Genomic DNA, 21,088 nt, shown 5'->3' with positions numbered 1-21,088 from the left:
TCCGCCATCATAGGCGGGAAGGGCGGACGCTCCCTTCCGCCCCAAGCCGGTGCTGCCGCTACCAAGCCGTGTTTGACTGAAGCCGTGATTAGGAGCGGCAGGGGCAAGGACGTGCAACGCCTGCAGGAGGTTGAAGCCCTCGCCGGTGAGGCCTTCCGGCCGCTGGGGTTGGACGCCGTCGTCGGCGGCCAACCGATCGGTTCCGGGGACTCAAGCGACTAGGTTGACGCCGGACGCTCCTGGGGCGCCCTCCCACCTTGCCGCAGGGCTGCTCGTATAATCTGAGCATGCCCATCACGTGCTTAAGCAATGGTCTCCGTGCCCAGCAGTCAATCCTCGAACAGTGCGGGAGTGAGCAGTGAGCGGCGGTCTGGTCGCGCTGCTGGACGACGTCGCAGCCCTCGCCCGTATAGCCGCGGCCTCCGTAGATGATGTCGCCGCCGGTGCCGCGAAGGCGGGGGCCAAAGCCGCAGGTGTGGTGATTGACGACGCCGCCGTTACGCCGCAGTACGTCTCCGGAGTGGATCCATCCCGCGAAGTGCCGATGATCAAGCGGATCTTTTGGGGCTCCCTGCGCAACAAGCTGCTGATCATCCTGCCGGCCCTGCTGCTTGTGAGTGCATTCGCGCCATGGGCCATTCCGTTCATCCTTATGCTGGGCGGCACTTATCTCTGCTACGAAGGCGCCGAGAAGGTATGGCACAAGCTCCGCGGCGGCCACCACGCGCACGAGGATGAGGCCCCCGCAGTCGAGCGGGGTCCGGCGGCGGAGTCGAAGGTCGTCAAGGGTGCCATCACCACGGACTTCATCCTCTCCTGCGAGATTATGGTCATCTCGATGAATGAGGTGGCCCAGGAGAACCTGTGGGCCCGTGCCCTCATATTGGTTGTCGTTGCTCTTGTCATCACGGTGGCGGTGTACGGCGCCGTCGCACTCATCGTCAAAATGGACGATTTCGGCCTGCATCTCGCAGCCAGGGAATCCGCACGCTCGAAGCGCATAGGCGAGATGCTCGTGAAGGGGATGCCTGCCGTCCTGGCCGCAATAACCCTCGTCGGAACCATCGCCATGCTGTGGGTAGGCGGCCACATCATGCTGCAGGGAGCCTACGACCTCGGTTGGCACGGCCCGTATGACCTGGTACATGCCCTCGAGCATCCATTTGCCGGCATCGCGGTGGTGGGCGGCTTCCTGGCGTGGCTCGTCAACACATTGTGCTCCGCCATCGTGGGTATGGTGTGGGGCCTTGTCATCATGGCAATTGTTGGTCCGCTGCTGAAGGTGCTGCCGTTCGGCAAGAAAAAGGGTGGGCACGAAGAAGGCGACGCACGCGCGGCAGTGGCGGGTCACCGCCCGGCCGCACCCGGGGCGGACTCCGCCCAGCGGCATTCCCGCCCGCAAAGCGAGTAAGGAGCCGGCGGGATGCCGGTCTTCACCCGCGGACCCTCCTAAGCCGCAGCCTGCGATGACGGCGGCGAGCCTGTCCCGTCAGCCGTCCCTGGCGGCGCCAAGGGCCGTGGAAACGGTTTGGTCCGGTTGCAGCCTTTGCAGGCGCCGACGCCACCAGCGAGGAGCCGTTCCAGCGGCGGCGCAACCGCAGGACCGCAAAGACCGTCAGACCGATCCACACAAGGGCGGCACCGAAAATCAGGATCATCGCAGGAATCGTGTCCATGGCTAAGTGTAGGGACAGGGCAGAGCCCGTGGCCCCAGGGGTTACTAACACGTAATGACAAGCCTGAACCCGTTACCCATTCATGATTATGCGGCTGGCGAATCGGCCCTGCTGTCCAAACGTGACAAAACGGTTCGGGTCCGGGCGCCGCGTTTCATCGGGTCACGCGGACGCCGCCTACCGCCCCTGTCCACGGGGTATCTCCCGGGCCGGGCAACCGCAGATGCGCGAAAACGTACCCCTGCTGAAGTGAAATGACCTGCGAAGTGGTCCCGGAGCAATCCAGGGCAAGCTCCACCGGCTGGAAGGGGGCGCCCGGAAATTCCTGTCCAACGGATACCGTCGCACCGGAAGCACCAACGCAGGCGGCGGTGACCGTGTAGTCGCCGGCCGCCTGCACCTTCTCCATCGTGCCGAACCCCCTGAGGGGTCCGTCCAGCGGCCCTACCTCCGTGAGGAGGGCCGGGCCCGGCACTGTATTCAGGAGTCGGTCCAGCTCAGCGTAGTTCTCAGCCTCCCGGGCCAGGATCCGCAGATCGTCGTAAGGGCGTGCGGGAGACGGTTTCGATTCCGGGCCAGTAGTTCGCCCGGCTGCTGCGCTGTCCGCAGGCCGGGCTGTTACCGTGTCCGCGGTCTCAGGGTAGTCATAGACGCACCCGGACGTCCCGGCAAGGGGGATGAGCAGGCACAGGGCACGTGAGGGCCAGTGCCGCCGGTTTTCCGTTCCCACGTTTCCATACTGGGCAACGGCACGGGCCAAAACAATCGCCAGAGGCCGAATTGCAGGTTCAAAGTGGATGCTCAAAGTGTGCCCTGCCCTTATTCAGTGCCTGCCGCTTAACCAGCGAAGACCCCCGGAAACCCGCTAACCAGGGCATGGACCACCTTGTGGGGCTGAAGGTGAAGGTGGGCTTCCCGCCGCGGAAGGAAGGCTCCCAGAAAAGGGTGTGAAGTATGGTGCCGCAGGGCGTTGATAACGGATTCGCAGCCGGACCAGCCTCCGGTAAAGGGGTCAGGCGCTTGGCAGGGTGCTTGAGGTCGTCAATGTAGTCCTCCAGCTGGAGGTGCCGTTGTGGATGAGGGACTGCGCGTAGGTGGCCATCTCCGTGGCGGTGCCGTGGAAGGTGCCATTGCGGTCGAAAGCGTCCGTCGGTATCCGTTTCCGTCGATAAGCTCGTAAAAGGGCCGTCAGAGCTGGGATACGGTGCTTCAGGGGCATATGTGTGCGGAGGACTATTCAGCAGTGCTCGATAAGCCTGCTACCAGAAAATCTTTTTGCGCTTCTTGGCCGGAGCTTCCTCGCCCATGAACATGAGGGCGAAGAGAATCAGTATCAGACCAGCAGCTGCGGCCTCGACCATGTCGATGAACATTCCTGATATGACTTTTCCGGCTTCTACCCAAAAGTCGAACTCTGGGGCCTGGTAGCCGGTGTAGACAGGAACGTCTCTACACACGGTTTCTGTCCATTCCGTCCCGGGCGGCCCAAGTACAGGCTCTTCGTGGCACTGTTCTTCATTGCGGAATAGCGAGCGGGGTTGAACCATCGTATGGAGGGCACCGCTTTGTATGCCGTTGGCAACAAAATCCCACTCCGGCCCATAATCCTTCTGAATTAGGTGCCTTCAGAATTGGAATGGCTCACACAAGGCCGATTGCTTGGGTGAGCGTCTGTGCCGGGCTGCCCGGACTCCTCGTTGGCTGGGCAGCGCTGGACGACCCCTACGGACTGACGCGGCACCTGGCCGCCGTTGCGTCGTTCCCGCTGGCCCTGGCCGGCATAGCAGAGGTCATCCGGGCGCGGCCGCCAGCAGCGGGGCTAAGTACCCGCCAGGCCCGGACAGGATCAGCTTAAGGTGTGGCGATCACGATGTTCTTGTGAATGGGCTTCCACCCCTTGATCCGGCACTCAAGGGCTACTGGGATCGAACAAGGTCAAGCACCGCGGGAAAGGTTGTCACCCCGTCTTCGGCCATAAAGTGTCCGGCTTCCGGATGGACCAGCAACTGTGCACTCAGGGGTCTGCGAGGTCATCCGACGCTGTTGGCGGCACATACGGGTCCGTTTCCGGAGCGGAACGCTGTCCGCTTTCGGATGTTTCCTGCCAGGCGTTCAACGTCCACACCCGCTGAGAGGTATCGATCCAGTTGCGGCAATGCATCGAGCGGCTCAACGAAGCCGGCTACCAGGACAAGGCCGCCTAGCTGACACGGCTCCGGGAGGGCTGCCAGGACCCGTAATGCGGTGATCGCACCGAGGGAGTGGACGAGCATTACGGTTCCCGCGTCCGGTACTCCAAGCGCTGCACTTACAGCCTTCTCCCACGCTGTCGGTTCGGGATCGTCAGGGTCAGGGGGGAACAACCGTGACGTCTACGCCTTTCGCTTGAAGTTCACCCTGAAGCCAGGGGAACCAGTTCGCGTCCGGGGAGGACTCGTATCCATGAACGATGACGACACGCTGGACTGAGCGAACCGAGACGTTGCTGGCTCTTACGTTCACAGGCAAAGACTCTAAAGGGTTATCTCGCAGGCGGCGGCATTTTCCCCCAGGCCGAGGCGGCCAGGAATCACGCGGAAGACCGGATGGGCGCTCCTAACTCACTGCTGAATCAGGTTCGCCGTCCCTAGTCCGGGTCACGGTCCTCACTGTTGATGAAGACCTGCACCGCCACGACATGAGCTTCGGTCAGGCCCTCGTCCGGGTGCGGTTTCTCCAGTAGGACTGGGTGGACGTAATGATGGGCCCAGTCGTGCACGTCAGGACCGAGTTGGTCGTCGATCCACACAACGCCGTCCCAGTCCGACTGGCCCTCTGCATCCATGCTGCCCAACCATCTTGTTATCGAGCCAAGCTTTGGCGTCTGCTGGTCATCATCGCCCGGTTCTGGCTCTATCGGAACCCGCAGGGGCTTCGCTTCAAGTTCCAGTTGCGCTTCAAGGCTGTCCAGAATGTCTGAAGGTGATGTCGATACCCATGCAATCCTTCCCTTGGTGGCGAGCCGACGCACCAGGGCACGCTTCAAGTCCGACAGGTGAGGACCAGCATTATCGGATTGACCATCAGAATCCAGCTGCGGGTTGAGCACGCCGTTGACGTCAAGAAGAATGATTGGCTTCATGACCAGACCCTAGCCCCTCTCTTCGCCGGGCGACAGCGCCCCTTCATGATCAGCGCGGTGGAGGCTTCCAGCGCAGGTGCGAACTGAGGCAGGTAAAGGCGTGCTCCGCACACATAGGACCCATGGGCCACTTCACCCGTCACCGCCTTTAATTTCAAGCAGCCCTGCGGCGCGTGCCCGTTCCGCACCGATTAGCTTGCCCTCCTAGACCCTGACCGCGCCCAGGGAATCGGCAACCACCTGCATGGCGGCGGTTCCTTCCATCGCCACAAGGCCCTAAATTATCGCAGCGAGGACGGCGCCGGGGAGACGACAGGGAGGTCAATGCACTGCGCCGGGGGGATGATCGTCCTAGAGCACGAGGAGCGGTCCAACCAGATCATGCGGATCGGCCGAGCGGCTCAGCTTCTACGACCACAAGACCCTGAACATAAACTCTGCTGTCGCAGGGCCTCCACCCTAGCTAAACAGCCTCATACAGACGGCCAGAGACGTAGTCCTGAGCGTCGAGACACCGTGCGAATCTGAACCCAGAATTGTGCTGGCGCTCCAACTTGGCAGACCACGAGCATAAGTAGCTCCAGTTCCTCACCGTCACGGCGCAACTGCGATGAAGCTACGGCTTGGAACCTTCTGCCGGAAGGGTGGCTACCGGCAGGCGCGTGATTTTGTGTTCCTCAAAAAGCGAGACCAGATAGACGCTTCCCGTGGCCGTTGTAACCTCGAATTGCCCTCGGTCATTGCCAGTGATTTGTTGTCCCAGGCCTGGACCTTATCCACGTGCGAGCCACGGCAGGGGAGCTATGAGGCGGGACTAGAATCTCATCACCCACGCAAGCGCTTTGGACGGAGCGACAAAGTGTGCCATAAGTGTGCCCTGCCCCCAAGGAGACTTCACCGCTTAACCAGCGAAAAACCCCGGAAACCCCTGGATTCAGGGGCTGTCCGGGGTTTATCCCGAGCTTCCTATCAGAATCGAACTGATGACCTTTTCATTACGAGTGAAACGCTCTACCGACTGAGCTAAGGAAGCGCCGCATGAATTCCCCGGCCGACCGGGCGCCTCATGCAAGAGTCAACTGTAATAGAGTCCCGGCGCCCGGGTCAAAATGAGCAGCACTCCTGCAGTTGAGGCGTTCAACACACCGTGTTGTCGGCGGGAACTTCGCCGTTCAGCAGGTACCGGTCCACCGGATCCTCAAGGCAGCTGTTGGAACGTCCGTAGGCGGTGTGCCCCTCGCCTTCCCAGGTCATCAGGGTGGCATTTCCCAACTGCTTCCGCAGGGACGCAGCCCATTCAACGGGAGTGGCGGGGTCGCCGGTGGTGCCAATAACGACGATGGGGGACTCGCCGGTGTACTCGACCGGCGCGGGCGTCCGGACGTTCTTGTAGGGCCAGTCGGAGCAGCTGGTGCCGCCATAGGCGAAGAAGTAGCCAAGTGTGGGCGATTCCTGCATCAGGCGCTGCTGCTCCGCCCGCATCCCTGCCGGGTCGGACTCCATCGGATAGTCCAGGCAGTTGATGGCGTTGAAGGCAAACGTCGAGTTGGATGTGTAGGAGCCGTTGGACGCACGATCAGCGCCAAGGTCCGCCAGGCGCAGCATGAGGCTGACATCGCCCGCCATGGCAGCGTCCAGCGCCTGGGTCAGGGCCGGCCAGCTCTGGTCGTTGTAGAGCGGCGTGATAAGGCCGCTCACGAACATGGTGGCGTTGACCAGACGTCCGTCCTTGGCTGTGCGCGGTGTTTCCTGGACCGCTGCAATGAGGTCACGGATCTGCTGGACTCCGGAATCGACATCGCCGCTGAGCGGGCAGTTTTCCTGCTGCTGGCAGCTGGCGACGTATGTCCTGATGGCTTTCTCGAAAGCACGGGCCTGGCCGCTGGTCAGTTCCTCGTTGCTGATGGAGGGATCCAGGGCGCCGTCCAGGACCATGCGTCCCACATTGTCGGGGAACAGGGACGCGTACGTAGAGCCGAGGAAAGTGCCGTAGGAGTAGCCAAGGTAGTTCAGCTTGGTGTCGTTGACCACGGCGCGCAGGACATCCAGGTCCCTGGCGGCGCTCTCCGTGTCGATGTGACCCAGGACTTCCCCGGTTTTTTCGGCACACTGGTCAGCGATCGCCTTGTTGTCAGCCCGCGCGGCTGCCAGCCCGGCATCCGTTCCCAGGTCGTAGATCTTTGCCCTGGCCTCGTCCCGCTCCGCATCGCTCAGGCAGGTGACGGGAGCTGAACGCTTCACGCCGCGGGGATCGAAGCCTACCAGGTCGTAGGCGTCACGGACGGACTGCGAAAAGTGCGTTGCCGCTGCGTCCTTTACGAAGTCGTAGCCGGATGCTCCGGGACCGCCGGGGTTGACCAACAGGCTGCCGGTCCTGGTGCCCGTGCTGGGCGCCCGCAGCGCGGCAATCTCGATAGTTTCGCCGTCGGGAACCTCATAGTCCATGGGCACTGTCACCTTGGCGCACTGGAACTGGCTCTCGCATGGCTCCCAGACCACTTCCTGCGAGTAGAACCGTTCCAGATTGGCAGGGGCTGACGCCACGATGGACGGATCCGCCTTGGCCGTGGCCGTCTCCTGGTTGGAGTTCCCGCCGTTGAGGAGGCTGCACGAGGCCAGGACCATGGCCAGAACCATGGCGCCGGCGGCACGGACACCGACCGTGAAGGACCGGGGGCGTGCGGGCAGGGGACGGGCAGTCATCGGGTCTCCTTGGAAGGCTGGATCAGGCTGGCTGCCATGGACTCAATGGCCAACAGCGGGGCAACGTTGGTGGTGGTGATTCGTTCGCGGGCTTTGTTGATGGCGTCCATCCGGGCAAGAGTGGCTTCCGGAGTGGAACGCCTGGCGAACTCCTCCAGTTCGCCCCTCAACTCAACGTTCACCAGCTCCACGGCATTCCCAAGCTGGATAATAAGGACGTCCCGGTAGAACGAAAGCAGGTCCGTGAGGGTGCGGTCGAGGGAATCGGTGATGGAACGCTTTGCCCGGCGCTTCTGGTCTTCCTCCAGCTGCTTCACCTGGCTCCGCATGGCCGGGGGGAGGGTGCCTGGTTCCGGCGCGCCCAGCGTGGCAAGCAGCGCGGCTTTCTCGGCTGCGTCGCGCTCCTCGTTCGAGCTGGCGGCCTCGGCAGTAGCAATTTTTACGAGTTTGTCCGCCATCATCACGGCCGCAGTGACGCCGCGGAGCCCCAACGGGAATTTCACGGTCTCGAGGCGGCGTTCGCGTGCAGCAGCATCCCTGGCCAGGCGGCGGGCTATCCCGACATGGCTTTGCGCCGCCCGGGCGGCCTGCTCCGCCAGAGCCGGGTCCACGCCGTCGCGCTTCACCAGGAGGGCGGCGACATCCGCGGCGGGAGGCAGCCGCAGCGCCACAGTGCGGCACCGTGAACGGATGGTGACCAGCACGTCTGCGGGGGAGGGGGCGCACAGCATCCACACAGTCCGCGGCGTCGGCTCCTCGATCGCCTTCAGGAGCACGTTGGTGGTCCGCTCGGCCATCCGGTCGGCGTCTTCGACCACAATAATCCGCCAGCGGGCGGATGAAGGCCGATTTCCGGCCGTTGCCACAAGCTCCCGGGCCTCGTCGATGGTGATGGTGACTTTCTCGGTCCGTACGAACGTCACGTCCGAGTGGGTTTCGCCCAGGATGGTCCGGCACGCCTGGCAGTGGCCGCAGCCGCGCAGGTTCACGTCTTCCTGGTCGCAGTTCAACGCCGCCGCAAAGGCCTTGGCCGCGTTGGACCGCCCAGAACCCGGCGGCCCGGTGAACAGCCACGCGTGCGTCAGGCCTTCACCCCTGGATGCCAGGCGCAGTTGTTCGACGACGGCGGGCTGGCCCTGCAGGTCATCCCACACAGTCATGCGTTGCCGCCGCCGGAGGCACCAACGGAAGGAACGGCCCCCACCGATTCCGTCTCCTGCGCGGCAAGGAGCGAATCCACCCGGCCGAGAATCTGTGCGGCCAAACTTTCAACCGGCAAGTGTGCGGGCAATACGAGGTAGGAATCGGGGCGCGCCGCAGCCAGTTCCAGGAATGCATCCCGAATCCTGCCGTGGAACTCGTCTGTCTCTGATTCCAGCCGGTCTTCGGCGGCATCGCCGGCAGTCCGCCGCTGGCGGCCCACGGCCGGGTCCACATCCAGCAGGACGGTGAGGTGGGGCTGCAGACTGGAGGTGGCCCACTCGTTCAGGGACCGGACCGCGTCCTCTCCAAGGCCGCGCCCGGCGCCCTGGTAGGCGACAGAGGAATCGATATAGCGGTCGGTCAGGACGATGTCCCCCCGCTCCAGCGCCGGCCGGATCACCTGGGCAGCATGTGCCGCACGGGAGGCGGCAAAGATCAGCGCTTCGGTCCGGGCATCGATATGCCCGTGGCCGTGGTCCAGAACCAGGGAGCGCAGCTTCTCGCCAATCGGGGTGCCGCCGGGCTCACGCGTCCGAAGTACGGTGAATCCCCGGGCCTCAAGCGTGTCTCCAAGCCGGGCTGCCTGCGTCGACTTGCCGGCGCCATCGCCGCCCTCAAACGCGATGAAAAGTCCGGGCCCCTGTTTACTCACCCCTTAACCCTACCGATTCGGAAGCCGGGATCCCGATCGGGGAGATGTATATGTGGACGGCCCCCTATGTGGACGGCCCCCGGTCCGCGTTTGCCCCGTACCGGCAGTCGCCGGCGGGACCAGTACGCTTTCACCATGAGTCTTTCTGATCAGCAGGCGGCCGGGTTGTCAGCAGAAACGGTTGTGGTTGCAGCCGGACGCCCGCCGCGGGAACGGGACCAGCCCGTTAACCCGCCGGTCGTCCTCTCCTCCACCTACTTCGGCACGGGCGCGCTCGATACCGGCGACCGGGGCTACGGCCGGTACTCCAACCCAACCTGGGATCCCTTCGAAGAAGCAATTGGCCAACTGGAGGGCGCTGAACTGCCCGGCCTTCTCTACGCGTCCGGCCTGGCTGCGGTCAGCTCTGCCCTGTCGCTGATTCCCGCCGGGGGAGTGCTGGTCATGCCCACCCACAGCTATTCGGGCACCCTGGTGATGGCCTCGGAACTGGCCCGGAAGGAGTTTGTCCAACTCCGCACGGTGGATATCGCGGATACAGATGCCGTGAAGGCGGCGCTTGCGCCAGCCGGTCCCGGCAGGCGCGCTGCTTCCATGCTGTGGCTGGAAAGCCCCACCAATCCCATGCTCGGCATCGCCGACGTCCCTGCCCTGACCGCCGCGGCGCACGACGCCGGCGCCATCGTGGTCACGGACAATACTTTTTCCACGCCCCTGGTGCAGCAGCCGCTGGCCCTGGGTTCCGACGTCGTCCTGCACTCGGTGACCAAGTACCTTGCCGGCCATTCCGACGTCGTGCTCGGTGCCCTGGTCACCTCCAACCCGGACATCCGCTCCGCACTGCTGCATAACAGGACGATCCATGGCGGCATTGCCGGCCCCTTCGAAGCATGGCTCGCCCTGCGGGGCCTCCGGACGCTTGCTCTTCGGGTGGAACGGTCGCAGCAGTCAGCCGCGGTCCTGGCGGGGCGGCTCAGCCCGCACCCCGCCATCCAGTCGATCCGGTTCCCGGGGTTGGCCACGGACCCCGGGCATGAGCGTGCCAAGGCGCAGATGAACGGATTCGGGTCCATCATCTGCATCCAGGTGGCACCCGTCGGCGGGCTGGACGGCGCCGGCGCTGCAGACGAGCTGGTCCGGGCCCTTCAGCTGTGGCTGCCTGCCACATCGCTCGGGGGAGTTGAGTCCCTGATCGAACGCCGGCGCCGGCACGCCGCGGAACCGGTGAGCGTGCCGGAGAACCTGGTCCGCCTGAGTGTCGGCATCGAAAACGTCGAAGACCTTTGGGCGGACCTCAAGCAGGCGCTGGACACGCTGGGAGGCTAGGCTTGGTCTGTGGACGCTGAACTAATTATTCGGCCTGTTGAACAGGCAGTGTTCTTTATCCTTGCCATCGTGGCTCTGGGCCTTGAGCTGTGGGCCGTGGCGGACTGTGCGCGCCACCGGGCCAACGCTTTTGAGGCCACGGGCAAGAGGACCAAAACCTTCTGGCTGGCGCTGACGGGCGGTGCCGCGCTGGTCGGCGTCATCTCGCTGTTCAGCAGCGGCGGCGGCTTCTTCGGCACGCTGGGCCTGTTCGGACTTGCCGCGGTGGTTGCCGCGTCTGTCTACCTCGCCGACGTGCGTCCCGCAGTCAAGGACGCCGGCCGCGGCGGCAGCCGCAACATGGGGCCGTACGGCCCCTGGTGACCACGATGCTCCCCCGGGCTTGCAAGCGCTCAGGGGAACCCGCCGTCGTACCTCCTAAGCCAGCGGCGCTACGGCCTCCCAGTCCACGGTCAGCTCCCCGAGCCGCCACCGGGCGGGTCCGTCCTGAAGCGGCCAGCCGGCGTCGCGCAAAGCCCGGCACATGCCCTGCCAGCGCTGCCGGTTGCCGAACGACGCCAAGGGTGCAGCTTCCAGCCAGGCGCGGTCCATTGCCTGCATAAACGTGTGCACCCGCTCGCCGGGAACATTGCGGTGGATCAACGCCTTCGGCAGCCGCTCCGCAACGTCAGAAGGTAGTGCAAAGCTGCCGAAGCGTACCGAGACGCTCAGCGACAGGGGACGCTTGGCGTCGAGTGCCAACCAGGCCACCCGCCGGCCGATCTCGTCGCACGTGCCGTCGATGAACAGCCCGTCAGGCGCCAGGCGGTCCTGAACCAGCCGCCAGATCCCCGCCACGTCGGCCTCCTCGTACTGCCGCAGCACGTTGAAGGCCCGCACCAGGACTGGCCGGCCGGGAACGGGCAGCTCGAACCCGCCCACGTGGAAGCTGAGGCCCGGCCGCTGCAGGGGAAGGGCGGCGCGCACGCGTTCGGGCTCGATCTCGATGCCGCAAACCCGGACATCCGGACGGACGGCGGACAGCCGTTCAGAAAGTTCGACGGCGGTTGCCGGGGTGGCCCCATAGCCCAGGTCCACCACCAGCGGGTCGGCGGCGGCGCGGAGGCGCCAGGCCTGCGGCCCGGTAAGCCAGCGGTCCAGCCGGCGCATGCGGTTGGGATTCGTGGTCCCACGGGTAACGTTTCCCACCGGCCTGCCCTGCCTGCCTGCAGGGTTCCTGCCGGTGATCTGCGGGGCGGTCACCCGTTCAGCCTTTTGCACCACCGCCCCACTTTATCCCCGTGGCAGCGGAACGGGCCCCGGTCTGTAACGCTGGGCGGGCGGCAACAGCGCTCGGCTAGGATGAAAATCATGACTTACAAGCTGATTCTGCTGCGCCATGGCCACAGCGAATGGAACGCCAAGAACCTGTTCACCGGATGGGTGGACGTTGACCTGAACGAGCAGGGCCGTGAGGAAGCAGCACGGGGCGGTGAGCTCCTGGTAGAGAACAACGTTTTGCCGGACGTGCTTTACACCTCCCTGTTGAAGCGGGCCATCAACACGGCCAACATCGCTTTGGACAAGGCCGACCGCGGCTGGATCCCGGTCAAGCGCGACTGGCGCCTGAACGAACGCCACTACGGTGCGCTGCAGGGCAAGGACAAGGCACAGACCCTGGCCGAATACGGCGAGGAACAGTTCATGGAATGGCGCCGCTCCTACGACACCCCGCCGCCGCCCCTGGATGACAGTTCCGAATTCTCCCAGGCCCATGACCCGCGCTACGCCGGCCTCGGCGATGCCCTTCCGCGCACGGAATGCCTCAAGGATGTGCTGGTCCGCCTACTGCCGTACTGGGAGTCGGACATCAAGGAAGACCTGAAGGCCGGCAAGACCGTCCTTGTCACCGCCCACGGCAACTCCCTCCGCGCGCTGGTCAAGCACCTGGACGGCATCAGCGACGAAGCCATTGCCAGCCTGAACATCCCCACCGGCATCCCGCTGGTCTACGATCTGGACGAGGACTTCCAGCCGGTCAAGCCGGGCGGCACCTACCTCGACCCCGAGGCCGCCGAGCACGCCATCCTGGCGGTCGCCAACCAGGGCAAGAAGTAAGGCGCTAACGCGTACGACGGCGGGCTGGTCACCTCAAGTGACCAGCCCGCCGTCGTACGTTCCGCCGGAATTTTTGTCCACATATGCAGGTTTCCCGGCAGTGGAGGTCGGCGTATCTGGACAAAAACTCCTTGCGGTTAGCTGTGTTCGATGCCGTTCGGCTGCCACGCCCCTGTGACGAGGTAGGTGACCTTCTGGGCGACGGAGACGCCATGGTCCGCGAAACGCTCGAAGTAGCGGCTGGCCAGGGCAACGTCCACGGTGGTGGCCGGGGACTCGGCCCATTCCGGCGCTGCGATGGCCTTGAAGACGCTCAGATGCAGGTCGTTGATGGCGCTGTTCGCCTTGAGGATGTCGCGGGCGACTTCCAGGTCCCTGGTTTCCAGCAGCACGGTCACCTTGTCCGCGATCACCTTGTCCAGCTCGGCCATCTGCTTGAAGGTCTCCGTCATGGAAGCTGGAATAACGGTCGACGGGAACCGGAGCCGGGCCAGCTGGGCGATGTGCCGGGCAAGGTCGCCCATGCGTTCCAGGGACGCGCTCATGCGCAGCGAACCGACGATCATGCGCAGGTCGCTGGCCACCGGGCCCTGCAGGGCAAGAATGTCGATGGCCCGTTCATCCAGGCTGTTCTGCAGGAAGTCGATCCGCGCATCGGCCGCAATCACGTCCTGTGCGAGGTCCACGTCTGCCATTTCGAAGGAAGTGGTGGCCTTGTCCATTGCTTCGCTGACCAGCCGGGAGATCTGCACCAGCTCTTCACCAACGTGGGTGAGCTCTTCCTGAAAAACCTTACGCACTAGGCGTCCTTTCCTTTGAACTCCTGCCGGTCCGCACCATGGCAGCAGGAATCATGTCGCCCGCGGGCAGTCCAACTCGTTACTCTGCCAGTATCCGGTAAACGGTAAGGCTTGTGCAGGTGAACGTTAGTTGAATCGTTCATGCAACAGGGCAGGACGCGCCGGATCGGCCGCAGCTAGAGCATAAGGTGGACCTGTGGATCCTATGCTCATCGGTCTGGTCGCAGGCCTCGTCGGCCTGGCGCTCGGCACCTTTGGCGTGCTCGCCTATCGGGTGAGCGAGAAGCAGCGCCGGCTGCTGGACGTGGACCCGGACGAGGTGGCACTGCCGCCGGGCGCGGCCGAGGTGCTGGCCGTCGTCGGGCGGGCTTTTGTGGTGGTTGACGCCGTGGACGGCGTGGTCCGTGCCAGCCCCGCCGCCTATGCCTACGGCCTGGTCCGCGGCCACACCGTGGTCCATAAGGAACTGCTGGACATGACGGCCGGCGTCCGCCGCGACGGCGTGATCCTGGAAAAGCAGCTGGAACTGCCCCGCGGTCCGCTGGGGCAGGGGACCATCATCGTCCAGGTCCGGGCAGCGATGCTTGGCAAGGAATACATCCTCCTGCTCGCCGATGACCGGACGGAGATCACCCGCACCGAGGAAATCCGCAACGATTTCGTCGCCAACGTTTCGCATGAACTGAAGACTCCGGTGGGAGCCATCTCGCTGCTGGCTGAGGCCCTTGAGTCGTCGGCGGACGACGAGCTGGCCGTCCGCCGCTTCGCCAAGCGCTTGCACAAGGAATCCGGCAGGCTCGCGGCGCTGGTGCAGGACATCATCGAGCTTTCCCGCCTGCAGGGAGCCAATGTCACCACCCAGGGCGGACCGGTGGACATCAACGCTGTCATCGCGGACGCCGTGGACCGGTCGCAGCTGCCGGCGGAGAGCAAGAACATCACCATCGTGGTGGGCGGCCGCACCGAGGGCAAGGTCTTCGGCGACCAGGACCTGCTGGTCACGGCCCTGCGGAACCTTATCGACAACGCCATCCGCTACTCGCCGGCAAACACCCGCGTGGGCATCGGAGTCCGTTCCAAGGACGGCCTGATCTCCATCTCAGTGACGGACCAGGGGGAGGGCCTCAGCGCCGAGGACCAGGAGCGCGTCTTTGAACGCTTCTACCGCGTGGACTCCGCCCGCTCCCGGCACACCGGCGGAACCGGGCTGGGCCTGAGCATCGTTAAGCATGTCGCGTCGAACCACGGCGGCGAGGTGACGGTCTGGTCGCAGCCAGGCCAGGGGTCCACCTTCACCCTCCGCCTTCCCGAGATGGAAGGGCACGACGGCGACGAGGACCTTCCGCTTGCCGCCCGGCCTGCACAGGAGCAGCCAGGGCAGGGGGCCGAACTGCCATCAGTCACCCACGTACCCCGCGCCGCCGGCGCAAAAGAACGAGGAGCTAGCGCTTGAGCAGGATCTTGATAGTGGAGGACGAGGAATCGTTCAGCGATCCCCTGTCCTATTTGCTGGGCAAAGAGGGTTTTGAGGTGGAGGTCGTGGACAACGGCCTGGACGCCATTACGGAGTTCGACCGGAACGGCGCCGACCTGGTGCTGCTGGATCTGCAGCTCCCCGGGCTGTCCGGGACCGAGGTGTGCCGCCAGCTCCGCCAGCGTTCCAGCGTCCCGGTCATCATGCTGACCGCCAAGGACTCGGAGATCGACAAAGTGGTGGGGCTGGAGCTGGGGGCCGACGACTACGTCACCAAGCCCTACTCGTCACGAGAACTGGTGGCCAGGGTCCGGGCCGTGCTGCGGCGCCAGGGCGAACCGGAAGAGCTCATCTCCTCCACCGTGCAGGCGGGCCCGGTCCGGATGGACATTGAACGGCATGTGGTGAGCGTGGACGGGGAACAGGTCCTGCTGCCCCTCAAGGAATTCGAACTCCTCGAAATGCTGCTGCGCAACTCCGGCCGGGTGCTCACCCGCGGCCAGCTGATAGACCGCGTGTGGGGCTCCGACTACGTGGGCGACACCAAGACCCTGGACGTCCACGTCAAGCGCCTTCGCGGCAAGATTGAACCCGATCCCTCCGCGCCCCGGTACCTCGTGACCGTCCGCGGCCTCGGGTACAAATTCGAACCGTGACTGGAGCATGCCGCTGCATGGCATAGCAAGCCGCCGGACATAACAGGAGGGAGGGGCCGCGGCCCCTCCCTCCTGTTATGTGTTTGTTGCGCCTGGCCTAGTGGTTCGAGCCGCCGAGTTCCGAAGCCGTTGGCGACGGGGTCGGGGACGGCGACTGGGTGCTGCCGGCCGGCAGGTACTCCTTGTACTCGGGCAGGGTTGCGTCGAGGACGGGGAATTTGACCGTGCTGCTGACGTTGGTGGCGTCCTCGGTGATCGTGATGTCAACCAGTGAACCCGGAACATCGCCGGTGGTGCTCAGGATGGCTTCATCCGAGCTCTCGTTCAGAAGAGTGTAGGAGTTGGCCTTGACGGGAACCTCAGTCTGCGAGCCTTCGGCGCCGTTGACCGTGAGCTTCACATCTTCGGAAGAGGAGTTGTAGACGGCACCGATAACGCGGCCGGGCTGGTCCTCGCCGGCGGAGACGATCATCATATTGCGCAGCTCGAGCGGACCGACTTCGGTGTTGATTCCGTCCGACTGCTGGTACTGGGCAGTTGTCTGCTGGGAATTGTTGACGCTACAGCCTGATGCCAGCAGTCCGACGCCAAGGGCGGCAGCCGTCAGCGCCAGTTTGCCGCGCAGGGCCCGGTTCATCGCAGTGGAACGCACGTCACGTACTCCTCGAGAGTCTTGAAACATTATTCAGGCATAGCCTATCCGGAAAGGCCCCCAAACGAGGATTCGGGGGCGTCGCAGGGATCTTGGCAGCACCCCGGGGATGCACTATTATCTGCATCCGTCAAGGGGTCCAGAGGGTTGTTTTGGCCCATTTTCCGCGTATTTATGCGGTTCCAGGCCCGTTCCGCGGCCGGTCATATGCCTGCATCGTGATAAACTGGTCTGCGGGAAAGGGGAAATGTCCACATGGTATTTGAGGTCGGCGAGACAGTAGTTTACCCTCACCACGGTGCTGCGAAGATTGAAGAAATCAAGATGCGCACCATCAAGGGCGAAGAGAAAATGTATCTCAAGCTCAAGGTGGCTCAGGGTGATCTGACCATTGAAGTTCCAGCAGAAAACGTTGACCTTGTTGGGGTCCGGGACGTAGTGGGCAAGGATGGCCTGGAGCACGTGTTTGATGTGCTTCGCGCCGAGTTCACCGAAGAGCCCACCAACTGGTCGCGCAGGTACAAGGCAAATCTGGAGAAGCTTGCTTCCGGTGACGTCATCAAGGTCGCAGAGGTCGTCCGTGACCTGTGGCGCCGTGATCACGACCGGGGCCTTTCCGCAGGCGAAAAGCGAATGCTGGCCAAGGCCCGGCAGATTCTGATTTCAGAACTGGCGCTGGCCGAAAAGACCGACGAAGAGAAGGCGGCAAGCGTTCTCGACGAGGTTTTGGCTTCCTAAGAATTGAACCCCGGCGGCACGAAAGTGCAGCCGGGGCTTCTTTTTTGCCTTGGCATCATGTCCTGCCTGCTGCACCGTCGTGGCTGGTTCCGGCATGAGGGCGCGCAGGGACGTAGGCTAGTCCGCATGAGCGAAACAGCTAAGCGCCTGGTCACCGCGGTGATCCTGGTGGCTGCAGGTTCCGGGCAGCGGCTTGGGTATGGCATGCCCAAGGCGGCGGTCCCGCTGGGCGGGGAGTCCATCCTGATGCATGCCCTCCGCGGCATCGTTGCGTCCGGAATTGCCAGCCAGGTGTGCATTGCGCTGCCGGCGGGCCACGAAAGCCTGCGCCGCCAGTGCGACGACTTCCGGGAAGAACTTGCCGACGGTGGCCCGTTGCTCACCATCGTCGACGGCGGCGCCACCCGGGCTGAGTCCGTTCGGGCGGGGCTGGGTGCCTTGATGGAGGGCACGGACGCCGTCCTGGTCCATGACGCCGCCCGCGCCCTGGCACCCGAAGCTGTGTTCCACCGCGTTACCGACGCACTCGCTGCCGGTGCCCAGGCTGTCATTCCTGCCATCCCCGTGGTGGACACAGTCAAGACCGTCGCGCCGACGTCGGACGGAGACGCAGCGCTGGCCCCGGAAGTGGTCACCGGAACGGCGCCCAGGGAGGACCTGAGGGCAGTCCAGACACCCCAGGGATTCCGGACCAACACGCTGCAGGAGGCGCACCAGGCCGCACTGGCCTTGGACTCCGGGCAAGCGGCAGCCATCACCGACGACGCCATGCTGGTGGAGATGACCGGCACGGCGGTCCACGTGGTCCGTGGTTCCACCCAGTCCTTGAAGATCACCACCCCGCTGGACCTGATCCTCGCCGAAGGGCTGCTCGAAGGCCCGCTCGGTGCCCGGTGGGTGGAAGGCTAAGCATGGCAAACCCGTACATGATCATCCCCCGTACCGGCATCGGCCTGGACGTCCACGCCTACGCCGCCGACGGTTCAAACCGCCCGTTGTGGCTGGGCGGACTGCTCTGGCCTGGTGAGCGCGGCCTCGCGGGCCACTCCGATGGCGACCCTGTGGCGCATGCCGCAGCGGACGCGCTGTTTTCGGCAGCCGGCATCGGAGACCTCGGCACCCACTTCGGTACGGACAGGCCTGAGTTTGCCGGTGCTTCCGGCGTTGCACTTTTGGCTGAAGCGGCCCGGATCGTCCGTGCCGCCGGGTTTGAGATCGGCAACGTGGCGGTCCAGTTCGTCGCCAACCGGCCCAAGTTTGGACCGCGGCGGGAGGAGTCCCAGCAGGTCCTCAGCGACGCCGCGGACGCGCCGGTCAGCGTCACGGCCACCACCAGCGACCGACTCGGCTTTACCGGACGCGGTGAAGGCATCTCCGCGGTTGCCACCGCCCTGGTCTACCCGCGGCCCTCCGACGCCATCGGCTAGTCTGGAGCGGTGACCCTGCGCTTCTATGACACAGCCTCCGCCGAAGTCCGGGACTTCGTTCCCCTGATCGAGGGCAAGGCCAGCCTGTACTACTGCGGGGCTACCGTGCAGGGCATGCCGCACGTAGGCCACATCCGCTCCGCCATCGCCTTTGACCAGCTGACCCGCTGGCTGTCCTACCGGGGCTACCGCGTAACCGTCGTCCGGAACGTCACGGATATCGACGACAAGATCCTGGCCAAATCGGAGGCATCGTTCGCGCCGGGCTTTTCTCCGGAACCGGGTGAGGTGCCCCGGGAGGAATGGTGGGCCCTCGCCTACCGCTACGAACAGGAATTCCTGAAGGCCTACGACACCCTGGGTGTTTCCCGGCCCACCTACGAGCCCCGCGCCACCGGGCACATCCCGGAAATGCACGCCCTCATCCAGCAGTTGATGGACCGCGGCCACGCCTACCCGGCGCTGGACGGCTCAGGCGACGTCTACTTCGATGTCCGCTCCTGGAGCAAGTACGGGGCCCTGACCCGGCAGAACATCGACGACATGCAGGCCGCTCCGGACGCCGATCCGCGCGGAAAGAAGGATCCCCGCGACTTCGCCCTGTGGAAAGGTTCCAAGGAGGACGAACCCGCCACGGCGAGCTGGGCTTCCCCCTGGGGAGCCGGCCGCCCCGGCTGGCACCTCGAATGCTCCGCCATGGTCACCAAGTACCTCGGCACCGAGTTCGATTTCCACGGCGGCGGGCTGGACCTGCGGTTCCCGCACCACGAGAACGAGATGGCGCAGTCCCAGGCTGCGGGACACCAGTTCGCCAGCTTCTGGATGCACAACGGCATGGTGACCTACGAGGGCGAAAAAATGTCCAAGTCCGTGGGAAACACCGTCAGCCCTGCCGAAATGCTGGAACTGGCTTCGCCCCGCGTGGTCCGCTACTACCTCGGGCAGGCGCACTACCGCTCAGTCCTGGACTACCGTCCCACCTCCCTCCAGGAGGCCGCGGCCGCCGTCGAACGCATTGACGGTTTCCTGGCGAAAGCGGCAGCGCGTTTTGGCCACGACGTAGCACCGGCCGGCCAGGACGGCGGCCCCGCCGGAAGCCTTACGGCCTTCGCGGAGGCAATGGACGATGACCTGAACGTGCCCCGCGCGCTGGCGGCTTTGCACGAGACGGTCCGTACCGGCAACACGGCCCTCGCCGACGGAGACGACGAATCCGCCCGGCAGGCGATGGCCGCCGTCGCCACCATGACCGACGTCCTCGGGCTCAACGCCGTAGCCGGGTCCGAAGCCGCCGGCACCAGGGAAGTGGAAGCCCTCGCTGTGCTGGTCGAGGCCCAGCTGGCAGCCCGGGCAACAGCGCGGTCCAACAAGGATTGGGCGGCCTCGGACGCCATCAGGGACACCCTGAAGGACGCCGGCATTGTTGTGGAGGACGGCCCGGACGGCGCCTCCTGGAGCCTGAGACGGGACTAGTCCGGCCCCTTTCCACCCGGTCACCCGATTTTTTCCGGGTCGATAGACTGGTAGGCAGATTCAGTCGAAACAATCAAGGGTGGAACATCATGGCCAACAATGGTCGCCGGTCGGTTAAAGCGAAGAAGGGCCCAACCGTCGGAACCGGCGGCCACGGCCGCAAGGCCCTGGAAGGCAAGGGCCCCACGCCCAAGGCTGAGGACCGCGTCTACCACAAGGCCCACAAGGCCAAGCAGCTCGCCGAGCGGTCCGCCGCGAAGCGCAACGCCGGTGCCCGCAGCGCAGGAGCCGGCAAGTCCGGACCGAAGGGCCGGGCAACGGAGGAAGTCGTCACCGGCCGCAACTCCGTGGTGGAGGCGCTCCGCGCCGGCATTCCCGCCAAGGCTCTGCACGTCGCCATCCGGATCGAGATGGATGACCGGGTCAAGGAGTCCCTCAAGCTCGCCACCGAGCGCGGCATCCCGCTGCTTGAAACCGGAAAGCCCGAGCTGGACCGGATGACCGATGACGCCGTCCACCAGGGGCTGGTCCTGCAGATCCCGCCCTATGACTATGCCGACGCGTACGAGTTGGCCGAGGAAACGGTGGAGAAGTGGAAGAAGGGCCACATCGGCAACGCTCCGCTGTTCGTCGCCCTTGACGGGATCACCGATCCACGCAACCTTGGCGCCATTATCCGTTCTGTGTCCGCCTTCAGCGGCCACGGCGTCATCGTCCCCGAGCGCCGTTCCGTGGGCGTCACCGCCTCCGCCTGGAAGACCAGCGCCGGCGCTGCTGTCCGGGTACCCGTCGCCCGGGCCTCAAACCTCAACAGTGCGCTCAAGCAGTTCAAGAACATGGGCATCTTCGTCCTGGGCCTCGACGCCGACGGAGACGTTTCGCTGCCGGACCTCACCCTGGCCACCGAGCCCGTCTGCATCGTGGTGGGTTCCGAGGGCAAGGGGTTGAGCCGGCTGGTCCGGGAGAACTGCGATCAAATCGTCTCTATTCCGATCGATTCGGCGATGGAATCGCTGAACGCCTCCATGGCCGTTGGCATCTCCCTCTACGAGGTTTCCCGCCAGCGCGCAACGAAGTAAGGCCGCGGACC

The 21,088-nt window shown here is 64.7% G+C and carries 24 protein-coding genes and 1 tRNA gene; 13 read left to right on the top strand and 12 right to left on the bottom strand.

Going from position 1 to position 21,088, the window contains the following annotated elements; genetic code table 11:
- Positions 1 to 72 precede the first annotated feature (72 nt).
- A complete protein-coding gene (locus tag FDW83_RS19235; protein WP_171027600.1) occupies positions 73 to 222 on the top strand; it encodes a hypothetical protein in 150 nt (49 codons plus the stop codon).
- Positions 223 to 358: 136 nt separating this feature from the next.
- Positions 359 to 1,411, top strand: coding sequence for a DUF808 domain-containing protein (locus tag FDW83_RS17065; RefSeq protein ID WP_138139276.1), 1,053 nt, complete (start codon positions 359 to 361; stop codon positions 1,409 to 1,411).
- Positions 1,412 to 1,433: 22 nt separating this feature from the next.
- On the opposite strand, the gene FDW83_RS17060 is transcribed toward FDW83_RS17065, so the two are convergent.
- The 3 genes from FDW83_RS17060 to FDW83_RS17050 form a co-directional block, all read right to left on the bottom strand.
- Entirely contained in the window at positions 1,434 to 1,676 is a 243-nt protein-coding gene (locus FDW83_RS17060; protein ID WP_138139275.1) for a hypothetical protein, read from the bottom strand.
- Between the two features lie 154 nt (positions 1,677 to 1,830).
- The gene (locus FDW83_RS17055; protein WP_240721033.1) at positions 1,831 to 2,406 is read right to left on the bottom strand and encodes a hypothetical protein; all 576 of its coding nucleotides are present in this window, start codon (positions 2,404 to 2,406) and stop codon (positions 1,831 to 1,833) included.
- A 529-nt stretch (positions 2,407 to 2,935) separates the two neighbouring features.
- A complete protein-coding gene (locus FDW83_RS17050; protein WP_138139274.1) occupies positions 2,936 to 3,133 on the bottom strand; it encodes a hypothetical protein in 198 nt (65 codons plus the stop codon).
- Between the two features lie 206 nt (positions 3,134 to 3,339).
- Here FDW83_RS17050 and FDW83_RS17045 point away from each other — a divergent pair, with 206 nt between their 5' ends.
- Positions 3,340 to 3,531 (top strand): hypothetical protein, encoded by a 192-nt coding sequence (locus FDW83_RS17045; RefSeq protein WP_205754694.1) that lies wholly within the window; start codon positions 3,340 to 3,342, stop codon positions 3,529 to 3,531.
- A 175-nt stretch (positions 3,532 to 3,706) separates the two neighbouring features.
- Here the strand turns inward: FDW83_RS17045 and FDW83_RS19780 are convergent, their stop codons facing one another.
- The 6 genes from FDW83_RS19780 to tmk form a co-directional block, all read right to left on the bottom strand.
- A complete protein-coding gene (locus FDW83_RS19780; protein ID WP_138139273.1) occupies positions 3,707 to 4,039 on the bottom strand; it encodes an alpha/beta hydrolase in 333 nt (110 codons plus the stop codon).
- 263 nt (positions 4,040 to 4,302) lie between these two features.
- Positions 4,303 to 4,797: an HAD domain-containing protein gene (locus FDW83_RS17035; RefSeq protein ID WP_138139272.1), complete on the bottom strand. Its 495-nt coding sequence runs from the start codon at positions 4,795 to 4,797 to the stop codon at positions 4,303 to 4,305.
- Positions 4,798 to 5,757: 960 nt separating this feature from the next.
- Positions 5,758 to 5,830 (bottom strand) — tRNA-Thr (locus tag FDW83_RS17030).
- Between the two features lie 104 nt (positions 5,831 to 5,934).
- Positions 5,935 to 7,500 (bottom strand): alpha/beta hydrolase, encoded by a 1,566-nt coding sequence (locus tag FDW83_RS17025; RefSeq protein WP_138139271.1) that lies wholly within the window; start codon positions 7,498 to 7,500, stop codon positions 5,935 to 5,937.
- Positions 7,497 to 8,660, bottom strand: coding sequence for a DNA polymerase III subunit delta' (locus tag FDW83_RS17020; RefSeq protein WP_138139270.1), 1,164 nt, complete (start codon positions 8,658 to 8,660; stop codon positions 7,497 to 7,499). Before FDW83_RS17020 ends, FDW83_RS17025 begins: the two co-directional genes overlap by 4 nt.
- Complete coding sequence (tmk, locus tag FDW83_RS17015; RefSeq protein ID WP_138139269.1) at positions 8,657 to 9,355, bottom strand: dTMP kinase; 699 nt, start codon at positions 9,353 to 9,355, stop codon at positions 8,657 to 8,659. Before tmk ends, FDW83_RS17020 begins: the two co-directional genes overlap by 4 nt.
- A 135-nt stretch (positions 9,356 to 9,490) precedes the next feature.
- Here tmk and FDW83_RS17010 point away from each other — a divergent pair, with 135 nt between their 5' ends.
- On the top strand, positions 9,491 to 10,681 hold the full coding sequence (locus FDW83_RS17010; RefSeq protein ID WP_138139268.1) for a PLP-dependent aspartate aminotransferase family protein: 1,191 nt from the start codon (positions 9,491 to 9,493) through the stop codon (positions 10,679 to 10,681).
- Positions 10,682 to 10,690: 9 nt separating this feature from the next.
- The gene (locus FDW83_RS17005) at positions 10,691 to 11,044 is read left to right on the top strand and encodes a DUF2516 family protein (RefSeq protein ID WP_138139267.1); all 354 of its coding nucleotides are present in this window, start codon (positions 10,691 to 10,693) and stop codon (positions 11,042 to 11,044) included.
- A 54-nt stretch (positions 11,045 to 11,098) separates the two neighbouring features.
- Here FDW83_RS17005 and FDW83_RS17000 read toward each other — a convergent pair whose 3' ends face one another.
- The gene (locus tag FDW83_RS17000) at positions 11,099 to 11,944 is read right to left on the bottom strand and encodes a class I SAM-dependent methyltransferase (RefSeq protein ID WP_171027599.1); all 846 of its coding nucleotides are present in this window, start codon (positions 11,942 to 11,944) and stop codon (positions 11,099 to 11,101) included.
- 87 nt (positions 11,945 to 12,031) lie between these two features.
- Here FDW83_RS17000 and FDW83_RS16995 point away from each other — a divergent pair, with 87 nt between their 5' ends.
- Complete coding sequence (locus FDW83_RS16995; RefSeq protein WP_138139266.1) at positions 12,032 to 12,778, top strand: phosphoglyceromutase; 747 nt, start codon at positions 12,032 to 12,034, stop codon at positions 12,776 to 12,778.
- A gap of 137 nt (positions 12,779 to 12,915) precedes the next feature.
- Here FDW83_RS16995 and phoU read toward each other — a convergent pair whose 3' ends face one another.
- Positions 12,916 to 13,578: a phosphate signaling complex protein PhoU gene (gene phoU / locus FDW83_RS16990; RefSeq protein ID WP_138139265.1), complete on the bottom strand. Its 663-nt coding sequence runs from the start codon at positions 13,576 to 13,578 to the stop codon at positions 12,916 to 12,918.
- Positions 13,579 to 13,783: 205 nt separating this feature from the next.
- Here phoU and FDW83_RS16985 point away from each other — a divergent pair, with 205 nt between their 5' ends.
- Positions 13,784 to 15,031, top strand: coding sequence for a cell wall metabolism sensor histidine kinase WalK (locus tag FDW83_RS16985; RefSeq protein WP_138139309.1), 1,248 nt, complete (start codon positions 13,784 to 13,786; stop codon positions 15,029 to 15,031).
- A complete protein-coding gene (locus FDW83_RS16980; RefSeq protein ID WP_079598280.1) occupies positions 15,028 to 15,708 on the top strand; it encodes a response regulator transcription factor in 681 nt (226 codons plus the stop codon). Before FDW83_RS16985 ends, FDW83_RS16980 begins: the two co-directional genes overlap by 4 nt.
- 97 nt (positions 15,709 to 15,805) lie before the next feature.
- On the opposite strand, the gene FDW83_RS16975 is transcribed toward FDW83_RS16980, so the two are convergent.
- On the bottom strand, positions 15,806 to 16,360 hold the full coding sequence (locus FDW83_RS16975) for a hypothetical protein (RefSeq protein ID WP_370281368.1): 555 nt from the start codon (positions 16,358 to 16,360) through the stop codon (positions 15,806 to 15,808).
- 255 nt (positions 16,361 to 16,615) lie between these two features.
- Here FDW83_RS16975 and FDW83_RS16970 point away from each other — a divergent pair, with 255 nt between their 5' ends.
- The 5 genes from FDW83_RS16970 to rlmB all read left to right on the top strand — a co-directional run bounded on the left by FDW83_RS16970 (position 16,616) and on the right by rlmB (position 21,077).
- Positions 16,616 to 17,098 (top strand): CarD family transcriptional regulator, encoded by a 483-nt coding sequence (locus FDW83_RS16970; RefSeq protein ID WP_009357288.1) that lies wholly within the window; start codon positions 16,616 to 16,618, stop codon positions 17,096 to 17,098.
- A gap of 126 nt (positions 17,099 to 17,224) precedes the next feature.
- The gene (gene ispD, locus FDW83_RS16965; RefSeq protein ID WP_138139264.1) at positions 17,225 to 18,007 is read left to right on the top strand and encodes a 2-C-methyl-D-erythritol 4-phosphate cytidylyltransferase; all 783 of its coding nucleotides are present in this window, start codon (positions 17,225 to 17,227) and stop codon (positions 18,005 to 18,007) included.
- A gap of 2 nt (positions 18,008 to 18,009) precedes the next feature.
- Entirely contained in the window at positions 18,010 to 18,525 is a 516-nt protein-coding gene (gene ispF / locus FDW83_RS16960; RefSeq protein WP_240721031.1) for a 2-C-methyl-D-erythritol 2,4-cyclodiphosphate synthase, read from the top strand.
- A 9-nt stretch (positions 18,526 to 18,534) separates the two neighbouring features.
- Positions 18,535 to 19,998 carry a cysteine--tRNA ligase gene (gene cysS / locus FDW83_RS16955; RefSeq protein ID WP_138139263.1) on the top strand — a complete coding sequence of 488 codons (1,464 nt, stop codon included), beginning with the start codon at positions 18,535 to 18,537 and terminating at the stop codon, positions 19,996 to 19,998.
- Positions 19,999 to 20,087: 89 nt separating this feature from the next.
- The gene (gene rlmB / locus FDW83_RS16950; protein ID WP_138139262.1) at positions 20,088 to 21,077 is read left to right on the top strand and encodes a 23S rRNA (guanosine(2251)-2'-O)-methyltransferase RlmB; all 990 of its coding nucleotides are present in this window, start codon (positions 20,088 to 20,090) and stop codon (positions 21,075 to 21,077) included.
- The last annotated feature ends 11 nt before the right edge of the window (positions 21,078 to 21,088 follow it).

Origin of the sequence: Pseudarthrobacter sp. NamE2 (assembly GCF_005796205.1) — a bacterium.
Lineage (GTDB): Bacteria > Actinomycetota > Actinomycetes > Actinomycetales > Micrococcaceae > Arthrobacter.
Note: the sequence above shows the minus strand (reverse complement) of the source record. Positions and strands in the feature narration are given on the sequence as shown.